This is a genomic window from Salinicoccus cyprini, assembly GCF_007713705.1.
GTDB lineage: Bacteria > Bacillota > Bacilli > Staphylococcales > Salinicoccaceae > Salinicoccus > Salinicoccus cyprini.
This window is the reverse complement of record NZ_VMSJ01000001.1, coordinates 390531-407066: the sequence shown is the minus strand read 5'-3', so window position 1 is coordinate 407066 and position 16536 is coordinate 390531. Positions and strand designations below refer to the sequence as shown.

Below are 16536 nucleotides of genomic sequence, written 5' to 3'. Positions count from 1 at the left end.
CCTGCTCCGCTCTGGAACAGGTCTTCTAATTCTATTTCTATATCTTGATGACATCACTGTCGTCTGCATCTTTCAGCATCTTGACTGCGGAGTAGGCTTCAAGGTCGCTGTTCTCCTTGAATTCTCTGAAAAGCGCCTTCTCCTGGGCTTTGCCTGGAACGACTACTTTGAACTTCCGGTATTTATCCTTCAGTTCAGATGCTATGATGCCTTTTTCATCAGCCTTTTCAATGGCCTCAAAGAAATCGACGACATCAATGATTTCTTCCGTTGTCCAATCTACATCGATTGGATAGCTGTATTCTTCCATCTTAAAGACTCCTTACTTTGTAAAATAAATAAAGGCGCCCCAATTAGGACGCCATTTAAAGTTATGACTACATCGTGTGGATCGGTTTGCCGAGTACCACTTCTGCAGCTTCCATCGGAATTTCTCCCAATGTCGGGTGTGCATGGATAGTGAGTGAGATATCTTCGGCTGTCATGCCAGTTTCGATTGCAAGACCGAGTTCAGCGATGATATCGGATGCGCCTGTGCCTGCAACCTGAGCGCCGATCAGAAGGCCATCTTCCTTGCGTGAAACCAGTTTGACGAAGCCGTCAGTCTCATTCAGACCAAGCGCGCGACCGTTCGCTGCGAATGGGAATTTACCTGTTTTCACTTCGAATCCTGCATCTTTGGCATCTGCTTCACTGAAGCCGACTGTCGCCAGCTCTGGCTCGGAGAAGCAGACAGCCGGCATTGCGAGGTAATCCACTTCGGATTTCTCTCCAGCAATCGCTTCAGCTGCCACCTTGCCTTCGTAGCTTGCTTTGTGGGCAAGCGGAAGACCAGGAACGATATCTCCGATAGCGAAGATGTTATCGATGGAAGTTCTGGACTGCTTGTCGACCTCGATCAAACCACGGTCGGTCATTTTGACGCCGAGTTCTTCAAGTCCGATTTCTTCCGTGTTCGGCTTCCGTCCTACAGTAACCAGAACGTAGTCCGCTTCGATTTCCTTTGTCTCGCCTTTAACTTCATAAGTCACTTTGACGCCGTCATCTGTTTCTTCAGCAGATTTAGCCATTGCTTCCGTTTCGATTTCAACGCCTTTGTTCTTGAGGTTCTTTTTGACAACCTGGGTCATCTGTTTCTCAAAACCACCCAGAATGTCTTTTGCACCTTCAAGTACAGTCACTTCAGTACCGAAGTTGGCATACGCTGTACCGAGTTCGGTACCGATGTAGCCGCCGCCGATAACGACGAGCTTTTCAGGCTTTTCTTCAAGTGCCAGTGCGCCAGTGGAATCCAGCACACGCTTGCCGAACTTGAATCCAGGAATCTCGATTGGACGGGAGCCTGTAGCGATGATCGCATTTTTGAACTCGTAAGTCTGGGACTGCTTGTCGTCCATGACTTTCATTTTGTTTGCCTCGACGAAGTATGCTTCGCCTCTGACGATTTCAACTTTGTTTCCTTTGAGCAGGCTTTCAACGCCACCAGTAAGCTTTTTGACTACACTGTCCTTGAAAGATTGCACTTTGGAAAAATCAAGTTTGACGCCTTCAGTCACGATACCCATATCTTCGGAGTGCTGTGCCTGATGGAAACGGTGGGATGAGGAGATCATTGCTTTGGAAGGGATACATCCGACGTTCAGACATACACCACCAAGGTCTCCTTTTTCGACGATTGTTACTTTCTGGCCGAGCTGGGCTGCACGGATTGCTGCAACATAGCCTCCTGGGCCGGCGCCAACTACAACTGTATCAGTTTCAATAGGAAAATCTCCAACTACCATGTGTAATTATCCCTCCATTAATAGTAATTCCGGATTGTTAAGCAGACGCTTGACGTGGTTCAGAGCATTCTGTGCTGTTGCGCCGTCAATCTGTCTATGGTCATAGCTGAGTGACAGTGCCAGTACAGGTGCTGCAATAACTTCTCCATCTCTTACAATTGCTTTCTGTTCAATGCGGCCGATACCGATGATTGCAACTTCAGGCTGGTTGATGACAGGTGTGAACCATTGTCCACCTGCAGAACCAAGGTTTGAGATCGTCATGGATCCGCCTTTCATTTCATCACCGGAAAGCTTGCCGTCTCTTGCTTTGACAGCGAGATTGTTGATTTCATCGGAAATTTCGAACATGGATTTCTTGTCTGCATTTTTGACGACAGGTACAACAAGTCCACGTTCCGTATCCGCAGCAATACCCACATTATAATAATGTTTCTGGATAACTTCAAATGATTCATTATCGATTGAAGTGTTGAACTGAGGATATTTCTTGAGCATGGATACGAGCGCTTTGACGACATATGGAAGGAATGTCAGCTTGACGCCCTGCTCTTCTGCGATGCTCTTGAATTTCTTTCTGTGATCCCATAGTGCCTGTACTTCGACTTCGTCGAGGTGTGTAACGTGAGGAGATGTCTGCTTGGAGTTGACCATCGCTTTCGCAATCGCTTTTCTCATACCGCTCATCTTCTCGCGTGTTTCAGGGAAGTCGCCTTCAGGCGCTTTTTGTGCTGATGCACTTTCTTTGGATTCTGTTCCAGCTGTTTCCGCTTCCGTCTCCTCGGCAGATTCGCCGGAAGTCTGGTCGCCATTCATGAATGCTTCGACATCTTCCTTGACGACACGGCCATTCTTGCCGCTGCCGCTGACTTCATGGATATCGATGTCATTATCGCGCGCAAATTTGCGAACGGATGGCATCGCAATGACACGTTCACCAGTTTTGGAATCCTTCGATTCTTCTTCTGATCCAGGTGCCTCTTCTCCAACATCGCGCTGTTCCTTCTGCGCAGTGGAAGCTGCTTCTGGTTCCGCCTCTTTCTTTTCTTCTTTCGCAGGCTCAGAGCTGCCTGTATCTTCTGAACCGTCGTCGATTGTAACGATTGTTTCACCAACAGTTGTTACAGTACCTTCTTCAACGTGAAGTTTCTTGATCGTGCCATCCACTGGAGATGGTATTTCGACTACTGCCTTATCATTCTGCACTTCTGCGAGTACGTCGTCTTCTTTAATCTCGTCGCCTTCAGCTATGAACCACTTGACGATTTCACCTTCATGGATACCTTCACCGATATCCGGCAGTTTAAATTCAAATGCCACAGTATTTCCTCCTTTTGCTAATTAAAAGTCCAATACTTGCTTTGCACGCTCGATGATATCATCTTTGTTCGGGAGCCACACGCCTTCTGCCTGTGTAAACGAATAGACTGTATCCGGTGCTGCGACACGCATGATTGGTGCCTCGAGACTGAGGATTGCACGTTCCGACAGTTCAGCTGCAACATTTGCAGATACGCCTGCCTGACGCTGCGCTTCCTGGATGACAACTGCACGGTTCGTCTTTTCAACGGATTTCACAAGTGTGTCGTAGTCGATTGGAGAAACAGTCCTCAAGTCGATGACTTCTGCAGATACGTTTTCCTCTGCAAGTGCATCTGCTGCCTTGATCGCTTCCTGCACCATTGCACCATAGGCGATCAGTGTGATGTCGTCCCCTTCACGCTTGACGTTGGCCTTGCCGATTTCGACAGTGTACTCTTCTTCCGGCACATCCTCACGGAATGAACGGTAGAGCTTCATGTGCTCGAGGAACACGACAGGGTCATTCGAACGGATCGCTTCGATGAGCAGTCCTTTCGCATCCACCGGGTTGGAAGGGATGACAACTTTGAGACCTGGCGTCTGCGCCATCAGTCCTTCCAGTGAATCTGCGTGAAGCTCAGGTGTGTGGACACCGCCGCCGAATGGCGCACGGATTACAACCGGCATCTCTTTGGAGCCGCCGGAACGGTATCTGTGACGTGCAATCTGACCTGCGATGCCGTCCATTGCTTCGAAAACGAAGCCGAAGAACTGGATCTCGACAACAGGGCGGAATCCTTCAACTGCGAGTCCAAGACCCATGGAAGCAAGTCCACTCTCGGCGAGGGGTGTATCGAATACACGCTCATCGCCAAATTCTTTCTGCAGGCCTTCAGTCGCACGGAACACACCGCCGTTTACGCCGACATCTTCACCGAAGACGAGAACATTCTCGTCATTTCTAAGTTCAGTGGCCATCGCATCAGTGATTGCCTGAATCATTGTCATCTGTGCCATTGATTATTTCGACTCCTTTTCTTTGTAGACTTCATACTGCTCTTTGAGATTGCTCGGCATTTCGTCATACATGATCTCCATAAGCTCTGTTACGGATTGTTTTTCTGTATTATCTGCTTCTTTGATGGCTTTCTTGACATCTTCCTTCGCCTGTTCCATCACTTCATTTTCCTTATCTTCACTCCAGAGACCCTTCTCTTCGAGGTACTGGCGGAAGCGGACAAGCGGATCTTTCTTCTCCCAGTCGGAATCTTCATCGGAAGTTCTGTAGCGTGTCGGGTCGTCCCCTGCCATCGTATGCGGTCCATAGCGGTAGCACAGCATTTCGATGACTGTCGGTCCTTCACCGGCAACTGCGCGGTCACGTGCGTCTTTTGTCACTTTATAGACCGCAAGTGGATCCATGCCATCGACGAGTACACTTGGTACACCTGAAGCAACACCTTTCTGCGCCAGTGTCTTCGCTGCCGTCTGCAGTTCACGTGGTGTGGAGATGGCATAGTTGTTGTTCTGGATGACAAAGATTGCCGGCGCCTTATAGGCACTTGCAAAGTTGATGCCTTCATAGAAGTCACCCTGTGACGTACCGCCATCACCAGTATATGTGATTGCGACAGCATCCTTGCCACGCTTTTTGATACCGAGCGCAACACCGGCAGTCTGCACGTACTGTGCACCGATGATGATCTGCGGGCTCAGTGCATTGACGCCTTCAGGGAACTGGTTCCCTTTATAGTGGCCTCTGGAAAATAGAAACGCCTGAGTCAGAGGCAGACCATGCCAGATCAGCTGCGGTACATCGCGGTAGCCCGGCAGGATGTAGTCTCCTCCTTCAAGTGCGTATTGGCTTGCAAGCTGGGAAGCTTCCTGTCCAGCTGTCGGTGCGTAGAAGCCGAGACGGCCCTGACGGTTGAGTGAGATGGAACGCTGATCAAGTACACGTGTCCATACCATGCGTCTCATCAGTTCTACCAGTTCATCATCGGATAGTTCCGGCAGATAGTCTTCATTGACTACTTTGCCATCCTGGTCCAGAATCTGAAACATTTCAAATTTGCTTTCAATCTCTTCAAGTGTTTTGACGGGATCGAAGCTCTTTTTCCTCGGTGCCATAAACAGTTCACCATACCTTTCAGTTTTTCATTTAATATAAATAATTTTATCACATGCTGTTATAATAGTAAATCAAACACAACTGTAACAGTACATTGAAAAAGGCTTTAAATCAACGTTCTCTGTACTAAAACAGTAATATCTGTTATATAATAGAGCGCTTCCATTGTCTATCCCTCAATACGTGATTCGATTTCCCTCTTTATTTCATTGACGTTTTCGGTCTGTTCGCTGAAAGTCTGTGCATCTTCCTGTACCTGCTGGTATTCTTCATTGAGGTTGTTCAGACGCTCATCCACTTCGTCCTGGGAGATGTCCTCCTCTCCAAGATATTCGAATATGCTCCTTTCACTTTCAAGGACTGTCTTGTAGCTGCCGATCATCTCCCCGTGTGCGCTGTATCTTTCCTTCATCGCATCGACCAGGGACTGCGCCTGCTCCTGATTGGATTCATTCGAAATCTTACTGATGTACTGCTCGGACGTCTCCATGCGGCTTCTGCTTTCCGCCATGATGGCCACTTCCTCATCAAGCTGCGCCACTCTTGCCTCCGTATTCTCGACAAGGTCGGCGCTGATCTCCGGCAGCTCTTCTATCGAGGCAGTTTCGAGGGATTCCTGCAGTTCCGCCTTTTCAGCTTCCAGTTCGTCAAATCTTGCTGTCACGTCCCCTATCTCCTTTTCCACCTCGACAGTCTCTTGAAACGCATTATAAAAATCCATGAGTTCATCCTCGTCCGAGGAACATCCTGTGAGCACTACTGAAAAAATCAGCAGGCCGCCTAACAGTTTCTTCATTATCCTACCTCCGATTATTGGCTTTCCAGTGGAAAAATGTTTGTGCTTTCCACGTTCTCCTGGGTATTATAGTATAATAAAAACGACTTAGATGAAACTGGAGGGTTTATTTTGCTTACAATGAAAGATATCATCCGTGATCCGGATCCGTTTCTCAGGATCAGGACAGCGGAAGTGGAAGAAATAGATGAGGAGACGATCAGCCAGCTTAAAGAGATGCGGGAATACCTTGTCAACTCGCAGAATGAAGAGACGGCCGAGAGATACGGCCTGCGTCCCGGAGTAGGCCTTGCTGCGCCCCAGATCGGTCTCGACAAGCGCATGCTCGCCGTCTACATCGAAGGTGAGGAAGGCGAAGTACTGCATGACTATATGCTCATCAACCCCAAGGTGAAGAGCCATTCCGTTACGGAAACGTACCTGCCGAACGGCGAGGGCTGCCTGAGTGTGGATGAGGAGATGCCGGGGCTCGTCCATCGCTATCAGAGAGTGAAAGTCACTGCCACCGACATACACGGTGAACCGGTGGAAGTGAAGGCGAAAGGCATGCTTGCCGTCGTACTCCAGCACGAGCTCGACCATCTTGATGGCATTATGTTCTACGACCGGATTGATCAGGACATGCCGATGGAACCGAAAATCGGTGCCAGACCGGTGGAATAGAGAAAAGCGGCTTCCCGAAGGGAGCCGCTTTTCCTATTTGTAATCAATAGCCGGATTTAGATGAACGCATCGCGTCTTTCCCTGTATGGCACGTTATGTTCAATAAGCTTTTCCTTTACGGCTTCAAAAGTGTTGCGGTCGAGTATTTCCGGATCACGGTCATGACGCTTCCTATGTACATCACCGCCATCATCATGATCGTCGTACACATAGTTCATCACAACCATGTCAGGATGGATGTTGAACTCGATCATGATCATGTTGCGATCCTGGCGCTCGCGCTCAAGCAGCACTGCTTCGAATATACGCCTGTCTTTCATCTGTATCCCTCCATTCAAGGCAATTATAAAGTCTTTGCATGTCCTTCGTCTATAATGTAAAATGAACTTAAGCTGATAAAGGGATGTGGTCTTGAATGCTTAAACGTTTGAGGAAGAAGCTGAAACAGAGGCTCGGACGCATTCTCGGTAGGAAAGGGTTGCTCAACAACGAATACATGAAGAAGGACTGACCCCCCTTCTTTTCTGTGTTGCTTCTTACAGCACACAATTCCTAGAACAACAATATCATTGGACACAACCAGCAAAAGGAGAATATATAAATGGCAGTTTTTAAAGTTTTCTTCCAGGAAACCCTGGATAACCGTATCATCCGTGAGGATACACTCACACGCTACTATGAAGCGGGTTCGGAATCCGAAGTCCGCAAGATGCTCGATGACGACCCGTATAACATTGAATTCGTACAGGAACTGAGTCCCTCACACCTTGAGTACGAAAAAGCAAACAACGAAGATTTCAAGGTCGAGAATACCTGATGACGCTTGAAAAAGGAGAAGTAGGCGTATTTGCCCTCGGGGGACTCGGGGAAATCGGTAAAAACACCTATTGTATCGAATATAAAGATGAGATCATCATGATCGACGCAGGCATCAAGTTCCCGGATGATGAGCAGCTCGGTATAGACTATGTCATTCCGGACTACACATACCTGAAGGAGAACAAGGAGCGCATCAGTGCACTCATCGTCACACATGGACACGAAGACCACATCGGCGGCATTCCATTTCTTCTAAAGGAAATCAATGTACCGATCTATTCCGGTCCACTTGCGCTCGGACTGATCCGCAACAAGCTTGAAGAGCACCACCTTCTGCGCACGACGGAGCTCAATCCGGTCAAGGAGGAGACAGTGCTCAATTTCAAGCACATGTCCGTCGAGTTCTATCTGACGACCCACTCCATTCCGGAAGCGTACGGTGTCGTTGTCCGTACACCGGAAGGGACCATCGTCCATACCGGCGACTTCAAATTCGACTTCACCCCTGTCGGCGAACCCGCAAATATTGCGAAAATGGCACAGCTCGGTGAAGAAGGCGTATTGTGCCTCCTGTCCGATTCCACCAATGCGACAGTACCGAACTTTACAATCAGCGAAAAGGAAGTCGGTCAGAATGTGGAGGATATCTTCAGGAAATGTACCGGAAGAATCATCTTTGCGACATTCGCTTCCAATATCTACCGTGTTCAGCAGGCCATCGATGCCGCCATCAAATTCGACCGCAAAATATGCATCTTCGGCCGCAGCATGGAAAACAACATCAAGATCGGTCTCGAACTCGGCTATATCAAAGCGCCGCCTGAAACATTCATCGAACCAAGAATGATCAACAGCATCGAAAAGCACAAGGTCATGATGCTGTGTACAGGTTCACAGGGTGAGCCGATGGCAGCCCTCTCAAGAATTGCCAACGGTACACACCGCCAGATCAGCATCATACCTGACGACACAGTCGTTTTCAGTTCTTCACCGATTCCTGGCAACACGCTCAGCATCAACCGTACAATCAATGCACTCTACAAGGCTGGAGCGGATGTCATTCATGGCAAACTGTCCAACATCCACACTTCCGGCCACGGTTCCCAGGAAGAGCAGAAACTGATGCTCAGACTGATGCGTCCGAAGTATTTCATGCCGATCCACGGTGAATACCGCATGCTGCACCTGCATAAGGAACTTGCAGTGAATACAGGCATGGATCCCGACAATATCTTCCTGATGGAGATCGGAGATGTCCTGGCACTGAAGAAAGACAGTGCCAGACATAGCCACCGTGTACCTGCCGGTACGGTATTTGTAGACGGCATCGGCATCGGGGATATCGGCAATATCGTTCTGCGTGACAGAAAAGACCTTTCAGAAGAGGGACTTGCGATTGTTGTCGTCTCCATCGACTTCAGCACAAAGACACTGCTCAGTGGTCCCGACATCATCTCACGCGGTTTCGTCTACATGCGTGAGTCATACGGGCTCATCCGCAGCGCCGAGAAGAAGATCAAAGGTGATGTCATCAACCTTCTGAACTCGAAGGAGAATGTCGAATGGTACCATGTGAAGCAGCTCATCATCGAAGAGCTGAGCAACCATCTGTACCGCAAGACACATAGAAAACCGATGATACTGCCGACCATCATGAGAGTGGAAGACAAGCAGGAGCAGGAATAAAAAAATGACATCAGACCATATGGTCTGATGTCATTTTTATTTTCATATCAATGATTTTTCAAAGCGAGTCAGATCGGCATCATTGCCGATGACGATCAGTATGTCATCTTCCTTGATATTGACTGTAGGGTCGGGGCTGACGATGATGTCATCGCCACGCTTGATGGCAATGACGCTGACGCCGTATTCCGCCCGGATATCAAGGTCCAATAATGAATTATCCGCAAGCTTTTCCTGGGCCACGAGCTCGACGATCGAGTGTTCATCAGAGAGCTCAAGGTAGTCGAGTACTGAACTAGACGCCAGCTTGTGGGCAATGCGACGACCCATATCCCGTTCGGGATGGATGACATAGTCGGCACCGATCTTCTCGAGTACTCTTGCATGATAGTCATTCTGCGCCTTGACGCTGACCTTCTTGACACCAAGATCCTTGAGCAGCAGTGTTGTCAGTATGCTCGACTGGATATTGTCGCCGATTGCCACGATGACATTATCAAAATTGCCAAGCCCAAGATCTTTGAGGACTGTTTCTTCAGTCGTATCACCAATGACTGCCTGTGTTGCGATATCGACATACTCGTTGACCCGGTTTTCATCCAGGTCGACTGCCAGCACATCCATTTCAAGTTCGATCAGCTCGCGGACAATACTGCCCCCGAACCGTCCGAGCCCGATTACTGCATAATCCTTATTCATATAATCACCAGTCCATCTCAATTGTCAGTACTTATTACTGCTCTTCCCTCTTACATATTCCTTATCGAACAGGAACAGCCTCATCACCAGAACAAGACTAGGAATCAATAATAGTAAACCTAAAATGAACACAATTGTCAAACTGAATGCCATAGCGTCATTCACAACTGAAGTATTGATATCGATATATGGATAGAGTATATACGGCAGCTTGCTGATGCCATAGCCGTAGAAGGCGAATGCAAACTGCAGCATGATCATGATGAAGGCCAGTCCAAAGAACCGCCTGCGCCACATCAGGAATACTGCAATGCCCATCGACACGAGGCTCAGGCCGAACAGATACCAGTAGTCCTGTGCGCGCTGGAAGTGCTCGAGGTTGTGTTCCCTGAGACCAAGGAATACAAACTGGGAAATGAACAGCATCGGCAACGCCCAGATGAGGAACCATCTGCGTACCAACTCCAGTGCCTGATTATCCTCGGCACGTGCGGCATAGAACGTCAGGAAGCCGCTCGATACATAGAGTACTGTAATGATGGCCAGGAATACTACCGACCAGCCATACGTACTGAAGAGCAGTTCTTCAAGCTGCAGCTGGATGCCATCTCCCCCATCCACGATATAGCCGCCTTCCGATATGACGAGTGCCATCGACAGTGAAGCAGGTATCAGGAGGCCTGTTACACCATACAGGAACGTCCATGAAAGCTTCGGCTCCTTATTATACGAGTTGAAGGCATAGTACGCCCCCCTGATCGCAAGCAGTATCAGTGCAATGCTCGCAGGAATGAGAAGCGCCGTACCATAATAGTAGGCTGTATCCGGATAGAAGCCGATGATTCCGACGAAGAAGAAGACGAAAAATACATTGGTCACTTCCCACACCGGGTTCAGATAGCGCTGGATGATTGGACTGATGACATTATCATCACCGGTCAGTTTCGAGTAGAAATTGAAGAAACCGGCACCGAAATCAATCGATGCCACAATGATATAGCCATACAGGAACGTCCACAGAACCGTTACGCCAATCAGTTCATAGTTCATGGCAGCAGACCCCCTCTGTCTTTATCTCCGTACATCTCAAGGTGATCCGCATGCACGCTCTTGTTCTGGAACATCCTGAGCAGTACGTATACGCATGTCGCACCGAGTACGATGTACAGCATTACGAATGCGATCAGAGTGATACCGAGACCTTCGGCGTTCGTCACCGCTTCCGACACACGCATGTAGCCTCTTAGAATCCATGGCTGGCGGCCGAGTTCCGCCAGGAACCAGCCGGATTCGATGGCAGCAACAGACAGAGGGCCGGTCAGTACATAAAGGTACAGCAGTGCCGGATGGTGTTCATTGAACCTCGTAAACTTCGCAATATGGTAGATGATTGCTACACTCAGTCCGAACATGCCGAAGAATACCATCGTATCGAAGAAGTAGTGTATGATCAGCGGCGGCCGTTCATCCTCCGGTATATCATTCAGCCCTGTGACTTCCGTATCGAATGAACTGCCTGCAAGGAAGCTGAGTGCGCTCGGCACCCTGATTTCATAGCTTACTTCCTGTGTCTCTTCATCGAGCATTCCGAAAAGCACAAGATCGGCGTTATCTTCAGTTTCAAAGTGCCATTCCATTGCTGCCAGCTTTTCCGGCTGGTTTTCATGAAGGAACTTGGCGGAAAGGTCACCTGCAAGTGCACTCATAGCAGCTGCAATGAGTCCGATCACCATCATGACCCTGAGCGCTTTCTTGTGGTACTCTCGATCCTCCTTGTGTTTGGAACGAAGGAGTTTGAAAGCAGCAATTGATGCAATGATGAAAGCAGCAGTCGTATAGGCTGTTACAACAACGTGGAATATTCTGACGTAGCTCGACGGATTGAACATTGCTGCCAGTGGATCGACATTTACAAATACATCATCTACAAGATCGAACCCTGCTGGTGTATTCATGAAGGAATTGACTGTAGTGATGAATACAGCAGACAGAGTGGAACCGACCACGATCGGGATGTTCAGAAGCCAGTGGTGCCAAGGATTTCTGAAGCGGTCCCACGTATATAGGAATATTCCAAGGAATATTGCTTCAAAGAAAAATGCAAAAGTTTCCATGAACAGCGGAAGCGCGATGATCTGTCCACCAAACTGCATGAATTCCGGCCAGATGAGAGACAGCTGCAGCCCTATGATCGTGCCGGTTACAACACCGACGGCTACGGTCACCGTATACCCTTTCGCTATTCTGCGTGCCATCGTCAAGTACTTGTCGTCTTTCTTACGCAAGCCCAGGAATTCCAATACCATGAAGACAAGCGGCATACCTACACCTATTGTTGCAAAGATAATATGGAATCCAAGAGTCGACGCAGTGAGCACCCGACCAATGATCACATCATCCATTCAATCACCTCTCCGACAATGGATTGCAGCCCATGACCTGTCTACCGATTCATGGACCGTTCACCATTTATATTTTGGATAATTTGTGAAATAATTATCATACTGTTTCTTTATTCTACCCTATTTTGCCCTGAATATCAAAGAATTAAACCGTGTATTTTTGATCTCTTACTCTAAGATGGAATATGAGACCGATTATGACCATGATGATCAGGCTTGTAATGGCCATGCGTGAGGCAAGCGTGCCATAGTCCGCCATGGCAAGTGTAATCGATCCATAGATGAACGGCCCCACGATGGCACTCATCTTCGCACTGAAGGCAAACAGTCCGAAAAACTGCCCTTCCTTCCCTTCCGGAGCAAGTTCAATGATCATCGTCCTGCTGACCACCCATGTGGATCCCATTGCGATTCCGAAAAGTGCAGCAGCAATCCAGAACGTCCACATCGGCAAGGGCAGGGCTGCAATCGCCACAGCAAGGGCAAGCAGCAGCGCAACAATGGTGAATGTCTTCTTGGAGCCGATATTCCTATTGATGAAGCTGAATATTATGGCGCCGACGATGCTGAACAGTGTTGCAACCATGAAGATGATGAGAAAAGTGCCTGCTTCAAAACCGACGACCGTCGTTGCATAGGGCTGCATCATGGCGATTGCTGTCGCCAGCGCATCGTTTATAAAGAAGTAGGCAATCATGAAATAGAATATGGAGGGATAAGAGCGTGCCTCCCTGAAAGTCTGGTAGATATCTTTATACCCTTTCAGAAATTGCTGTCTTGGCTTTGTCTGTTGCGGCTGATCCCTATTAATGAAGAAAAGCGGCAGTGAGAATATAAGAAACAGGATGCCGGACAGCCAGAATGTATGATGGACAGCCCGGTCTCCGATAAGCAGAAGAACGGAGAATATGCCGAACAATGTCCCCATGTATCCGAGTGCGACACCGTAGCCCGAAATGAGCGGGATCTCCTTCTTGTTGCCGAGCCCGGAAAGCATCGCATCATAGAAGACATTGCCGGAGTTGAATGCAAATTTTGCAAAGACGAATAGCAGCACTGCAAGCACAAAGCCGTTCGGCAGGCCGAACCACCGGGCAGTATCCATCCCTCCGAATATCCCCATGCCGATGGCAGCCGATACACACAGCAGTGTAAAGATGACGACATACTTCTTGCGTCTGCCGGTACGGTCCATCGTTACCCCGTAGAGTGGCGCAAATGCAACAAGCAGTATGGCAGCCAGTGCATTGGCATAGGCGATGATGGTGGAAGCAATCTGTTCAAGCCTGGGGTTTGTACCTACTGTTTCTGTAATATACTGCGGGAAAAACAGCGTGACGATATTGGCACTGAAGATGGTGTTTGCAAAGTCGTAGAATGCAAAAGCAAGGATCGGCAAGGTGAGATAAAGCTCAAGCGGTCGACGTGCAGTCTGATTCATCGGTAGTTCTCCTCTGCTCTTTTTCTGTCATTATAACAAGAAAAACACGCATGGTGGTGTACCATGCGTGTTCCAAACTATGCTCTCTGCGTATATTCTTCTACAAGTGCAAGCACTTCTTCAGTGCTGCTGCATTCGACTGCCGCCTGTGCCAGACGTTCCATGTCGGTCTTCTTGAGTTCCGAAATCTGCTTGCGCGCTTTCAGAACGGAAGAAGCGCTCATGGAGAATTCATCCAGACCGAGACCGACGAGCAACGGCACTGCATGCGCATCTCCTGCCATCTCTCCGCACATGCCGGCCCATTTGCCTTCTTTATGCGCTGCATCGATGACCATCTTGATCAGTCTGAGGAGCGCCGGGTGGTACGGCTGGTAGAGATAGCTGACAGATTCGTTCATACGGTCCGCAGCCATTGTATACTGGATCAGATCGTTTGTACCGATCGAGAAGAAATCGACCACTTTTGCAAACTGGTCTGCAATGATTGCAGCTGAAGGAATCTCGATCATGATACCGACTTCGATATCTTCCTTGACCTTCTCTCCTTCATCAGTCAGCTTATCCTTCTCTTCTATCAGCATTGCTTTCGCACGGTTGAATTCATCGATTGTTGCGATCATCGGGAACATGATTTTCAGATTGCCGTGCTGGGATGCACGCAGCAGTGCACGCAACTGGGTTCTGAACAGATCCTGATTATCCAGTGCCATGCGTATCGCACGGTATCCGAGGAATGGATTCATTTCTTTAGGGAGATCCATGTAAGGCAGTTCCTTATCTCCACCGATATCGATTGTACGTACAACAACCGGCTTGTCGCCCATATCCTTCAGTACTTTCTTGTAGGCTTCATACTGTTCATCTTCTGTAGGTAGCTCGTTTCTGCCCATATAGAGGAATTCAGTACGGTAGAGGCCGATGCCTTCGGCACCATTGGATCTGACACCGTCAAGATCATCCGGTGTGCCGATATTGGCAGCAAGCTCGACTGAGATGCCATCCATCGTCTTGCTCGGTTCATCCACAAGCTTCTGAAGCTCTGCCCTCTCTTCCTGGACTTTCGCTTCCTTATCCTTATAGACAAGTACTTCCTCTTCCGTCGGGTTGACGATGACTTCACCCGCACTGCCATCCACGATGATGTGGTCACCAGCATTCGCACGTGACGTAATATCCTTTGTACCGACAACAGCCGGAATTTCAAGGGAACGGGACATGATCGCAGAGTGTGAAGTCCTTCCGCCGATATTCGTCACAAAGCCCTTGACAAAATTCTTATCAAGCTGTGCCGTATCGGAAGGCGTCAGGTCTTCGGCTACAATGACGACCGGTGTATCGATCTTGCTTGGATCCGGAAGTTCCTTCCCGAGCATGTGCGCGAGCACACGCTTCGAAACGTCCTTGATGTCTGCCGCGCGCTCTTTCATATAATCGTTGTCCATGTTCTCAAAAATGGCAACGAACTGGTCCCTAGTTTCCAGAAGTGCCTGAGGCGCACTCTTCTGGTCATTGCGGATATGGGATTCGATCGGTCCAAGGAACTCCGGATCGTCTAGCACAAGCAGGTGTGCATCGAAGATGGCCGCATGTTCAGGACCTACTGATTCCTCCGCATGGTTTCTGATTTTTGTAATTTCGACTTTGGACTGGTTGAAAGCGGCTTTGAAGCGTTCCACTTCAGCGTCTTCCTGACCGGCATCGATGGATTTGCTGTCAAAAGACAGATCCGGCTCTTCCAGAGAGTATACCGGTGCAATGGCTACACCGTCACTCGCACCAATCCCTTTAAGAATATCAGACATCAGTCGGTCAATCCTTCTTTGGACAGTGTTTCAGTAATCGCTTCAATAGCCTCAGTTTCATCTTTGCCTTCAGCATAGACCGTCACTTCAGAGTCCTTGCCTACACCAAGTGACATAACGCCCATGATGGATTTCAGATTCACCTTTTTACTGTTGTATTCGAGCTGGATGTCAGCATCATATTTGGATGCTGTCTGTACGAGAATTGTTGCTGGTCTTGCGTGAATTCCTGTTTCGTCTGTAATGAGATAAGATTTTTGTTCCATTGCGTTAGTCTCCTTTTGAATGCGTTATAATATTACATGATAAGCACACATGTTTAGCAACATTATACCATGTATGCCAACGATATTCTAATATACCACCATCAATCATGGCGTAAACTTTTTCACCATCCGGCCCATCCAGGACACATTTCGGACACATGAATGTACATCAGCGAGAAATAAAAGACCCTTTCGGAACAGCTGTCCGAAAGGGCATCATTTATGAAACTGTCTGGTTTCTGGCTGCTTCTGCACATCTGTCCACATAATCATGTCCGAGCTTCTTCATCAGCATATAGCTGACTCCTGCACCAAGTGCATTCGTTGCGAGCGGGGCAATTCCGAACTTGGCCACCTTGGAATTTTTCGCTGCACCTTTGAATAGAACCTTGGATGCGTTGCGGCCGATGAATTCGCTGCCCATGCTTGTCGCCATGACAAGCGCCCGGTTCATCAGGTCATCGGAAAGTTCATTCACCTGGCTGTGGTCGAGTTCGAAAATCTTTTCCGCCTCTTGTCTGATGTCTTTCATCAGCTTCATGTCCGTACCAATATCAAGCAGTGGAATCGGCAGCACAGCGGCAATCGAGGAATACAATGCTTTCTTGTTGACCATTTCGCGCGCTTCCTGTTCCTTCATCTGTATTTCATTTTCAGTGAGCGGTTGGGCACCCATTGCCAAAACTCCTTTGTATTAGAATTTGAGTGTTGTCGTTTAAGTATACCCATTGTCACCTGATGA

Annotated in this window: 17 protein-coding genes; 3 read left to right on the top strand and 14 right to left on the bottom strand. The window is 48.5% G+C overall.

Annotated elements, in window-relative coordinates; genetic code table 11:
* Positions 1-37: 37 nt before the first annotated feature.
* From FO441_RS01965 to FO441_RS01940, 6 genes are all read right to left on the bottom strand, one after another.
* Positions 38-310 (bottom strand): UPF0223 family protein, encoded by a 273-nt coding sequence (locus FO441_RS01965; RefSeq protein WP_145285019.1) that lies wholly within the window; start codon positions 308-310, stop codon positions 38-40.
* 67 nt (positions 311-377) lie between these two features.
* Positions 378-1784 carry a dihydrolipoyl dehydrogenase gene (gene lpdA / locus FO441_RS01960; RefSeq protein ID WP_145285016.1) on the bottom strand — a complete coding sequence of 469 codons (1407 nt, stop codon included), beginning with the start codon at positions 1782-1784 and terminating at the stop codon, positions 378-380.
* A gap of 6 nt (positions 1785-1790) precedes the next feature.
* The gene (locus tag FO441_RS01955; protein ID WP_145285013.1) at positions 1791-3104 is read right to left on the bottom strand and encodes a dihydrolipoamide acetyltransferase family protein; all 1314 of its coding nucleotides are present in this window, start codon (positions 3102-3104) and stop codon (positions 1791-1793) included.
* 21 nt (positions 3105-3125) lie between these two features.
* Positions 3126-4103 (bottom strand): alpha-ketoacid dehydrogenase subunit beta, encoded by a 978-nt coding sequence (locus FO441_RS01950; protein WP_145285010.1) that lies wholly within the window; start codon positions 4101-4103, stop codon positions 3126-3128.
* Positions 4104-4106: 3 nt separating this feature from the next.
* On the bottom strand, positions 4107-5216 hold the full coding sequence (pdhA, locus tag FO441_RS01945; protein WP_145285007.1) for a pyruvate dehydrogenase (acetyl-transferring) E1 component subunit alpha: 1110 nt from the start codon (positions 5214-5216) through the stop codon (positions 4107-4109).
* Positions 5217-5386: 170 nt separating this feature from the next.
* Positions 5387-6013 carry a YkyA family protein gene (locus FO441_RS01940; protein WP_145285004.1) on the bottom strand — a complete coding sequence of 209 codons (627 nt, stop codon included), beginning with the start codon at positions 6011-6013 and terminating at the stop codon, positions 5387-5389.
* Between the two features lie 111 nt (positions 6014-6124).
* Here FO441_RS01940 and def point away from each other — a divergent pair, with 111 nt between their 5' ends.
* A complete protein-coding gene (gene def / locus FO441_RS01935; protein WP_145285001.1) occupies positions 6125-6676 on the top strand; it encodes a peptide deformylase in 552 nt (183 codons plus the stop codon).
* A gap of 56 nt (positions 6677-6732) precedes the next feature.
* Here the strand turns inward: def and FO441_RS01930 are convergent, their stop codons facing one another.
* Positions 6733-6996, bottom strand: coding sequence for a hypothetical protein (locus FO441_RS01930; RefSeq protein WP_145284999.1), 264 nt, complete (start codon positions 6994-6996; stop codon positions 6733-6735).
* Positions 6997-7277: 281 nt separating this feature from the next.
* Here FO441_RS01930 and FO441_RS01925 point away from each other — a divergent pair, with 281 nt between their 5' ends.
* A complete protein-coding gene (locus FO441_RS01925) occupies positions 7278-7493 on the top strand; it encodes a DNA-dependent RNA polymerase subunit epsilon (protein ID WP_145284996.1) in 216 nt (71 codons plus the stop codon).
* A complete protein-coding gene (rnjA, locus tag FO441_RS01920; protein ID WP_145284993.1) occupies positions 7493-9181 on the top strand; it encodes a ribonuclease J1 in 1689 nt (562 codons plus the stop codon). The genes FO441_RS01925 and rnjA overlap by 1 nt, the downstream gene beginning before the upstream one ends.
* A 42-nt stretch (positions 9182-9223) precedes the next feature.
* On the opposite strand, the gene FO441_RS01915 is transcribed toward rnjA, so the two are convergent.
* The 7 genes from FO441_RS01915 to FO441_RS01885 form a co-directional block, all read right to left on the bottom strand.
* Positions 9224-9880 carry a potassium channel family protein gene (locus tag FO441_RS01915; RefSeq protein ID WP_145284990.1) on the bottom strand — a complete coding sequence of 219 codons (657 nt, stop codon included), beginning with the start codon at positions 9878-9880 and terminating at the stop codon, positions 9224-9226.
* A gap of 24 nt (positions 9881-9904) precedes the next feature.
* Entirely contained in the window at positions 9905-10930 is a 1026-nt protein-coding gene (locus FO441_RS01910) for a cytochrome d ubiquinol oxidase subunit II (protein WP_145284986.1), read from the bottom strand.
* Complete coding sequence (locus tag FO441_RS01905; protein ID WP_145284984.1) at positions 10927-12282, bottom strand: cytochrome ubiquinol oxidase subunit I; 1356 nt, start codon at positions 12280-12282, stop codon at positions 10927-10929. The genes FO441_RS01910 and FO441_RS01905 overlap by 4 nt, the downstream gene beginning before the upstream one ends.
* 145 nt (positions 12283-12427) lie before the next feature.
* Positions 12428-13723: an MFS transporter gene (locus tag FO441_RS01900; RefSeq protein WP_145284981.1), complete on the bottom strand. Its 1296-nt coding sequence runs from the start codon at positions 13721-13723 to the stop codon at positions 12428-12430.
* A 77-nt stretch (positions 13724-13800) separates the two neighbouring features.
* A complete protein-coding gene (ptsP, locus tag FO441_RS01895) occupies positions 13801-15528 on the bottom strand; it encodes a phosphoenolpyruvate--protein phosphotransferase (RefSeq protein ID WP_145284980.1) in 1728 nt (575 codons plus the stop codon).
* Entirely contained in the window at positions 15528-15794 is a 267-nt protein-coding gene (locus tag FO441_RS01890) for a phosphocarrier protein HPr (protein WP_145284977.1), read from the bottom strand. Before FO441_RS01890 ends, ptsP begins: the two co-directional genes overlap by 1 nt.
* A 220-nt stretch (positions 15795-16014) precedes the next feature.
* Positions 16015-16470 carry a hypothetical protein gene (locus FO441_RS01885; protein ID WP_145284975.1) on the bottom strand — a complete coding sequence of 152 codons (456 nt, stop codon included), beginning with the start codon at positions 16468-16470 and terminating at the stop codon, positions 16015-16017.
* Between the last annotated feature and the right edge of the window lie 66 nt (positions 16471-16536).

Excerpts from the sequence above, each read along its gene's own strand:
- FO441_RS01965 (WP_145285019.1), bottom strand. The coding sequence starts at position 310 with ATGGAAGAATACAGCTATCCAATCGATGTAGATTGGACAACGGAAGAA.
- lpdA (WP_145285016.1), bottom strand. The coding sequence starts at position 1,784 with ATGGTAGTTGGAGATTTTCCTATTGAAACTGATACAGTTGTAGTTGGC.
- FO441_RS01950 (WP_145285010.1), bottom strand. The coding sequence starts at position 4,103 with ATGGCACAGATGACAATGATTCAGGCAATCACTGATGCGATGGCCACT.
- pdhA (WP_145285007.1), bottom strand. The coding sequence starts at position 5,216 with ATGGCACCGAGGAAAAAGAGCTTCGATCCCGTCAAAACACTTGAAGAG.
- FO441_RS01940 (WP_145285004.1), bottom strand. The coding sequence starts at position 6,013 with ATGAAGAAACTGTTAGGCGGCCTGCTGATTTTTTCAGTAGTGCTCACA.
- FO441_RS01930 (WP_145284999.1), bottom strand. The coding sequence starts at position 6,996 with ATGAAAGACAGGCGTATATTCGAAGCAGTGCTGCTTGAGCGCGAGCGC.
- FO441_RS01925 (WP_145284996.1), top strand. The coding sequence starts at position 7,278 with ATGGCAGTTTTTAAAGTTTTCTTCCAGGAAACCCTGGATAACCGTATC.
- rnjA (WP_145284993.1), top strand. The coding sequence starts at position 7,493 with ATGACGCTTGAAAAAGGAGAAGTAGGCGTATTTGCCCTCGGGGGACTC.
- FO441_RS01915 (WP_145284990.1), bottom strand. The coding sequence starts at position 9,880 with ATGAATAAGGATTATGCAGTAATCGGGCTCGGACGGTTCGGGGGCAGT.
- FO441_RS01910 (WP_145284986.1), bottom strand. The coding sequence starts at position 10,930 with ATGAACTATGAACTGATTGGCGTAACGGTTCTGTGGACGTTCCTGTAT.
- FO441_RS01905 (WP_145284984.1), bottom strand. The coding sequence starts at position 12,282 with ATGGATGATGTGATCATTGGTCGGGTGCTCACTGCGTCGACTCTTGGA.
- FO441_RS01900 (WP_145284981.1), bottom strand. The coding sequence starts at position 13,723 with ATGAATCAGACTGCACGTCGACCGCTTGAGCTTTATCTCACCTTGCCG.
- ptsP (WP_145284980.1), bottom strand. The coding sequence starts at position 15,528 with ATGTCTGATATTCTTAAAGGGATTGGTGCGAGTGACGGTGTAGCCATT.
- FO441_RS01890 (WP_145284977.1), bottom strand. The coding sequence starts at position 15,794 with ATGGAACAAAAATCTTATCTCATTACAGACGAAACAGGAATTCACGCA.
- FO441_RS01885 (WP_145284975.1), bottom strand. The coding sequence starts at position 16,470 with ATGGGTGCCCAACCGCTCACTGAAAATGAAATACAGATGAAGGAACAG.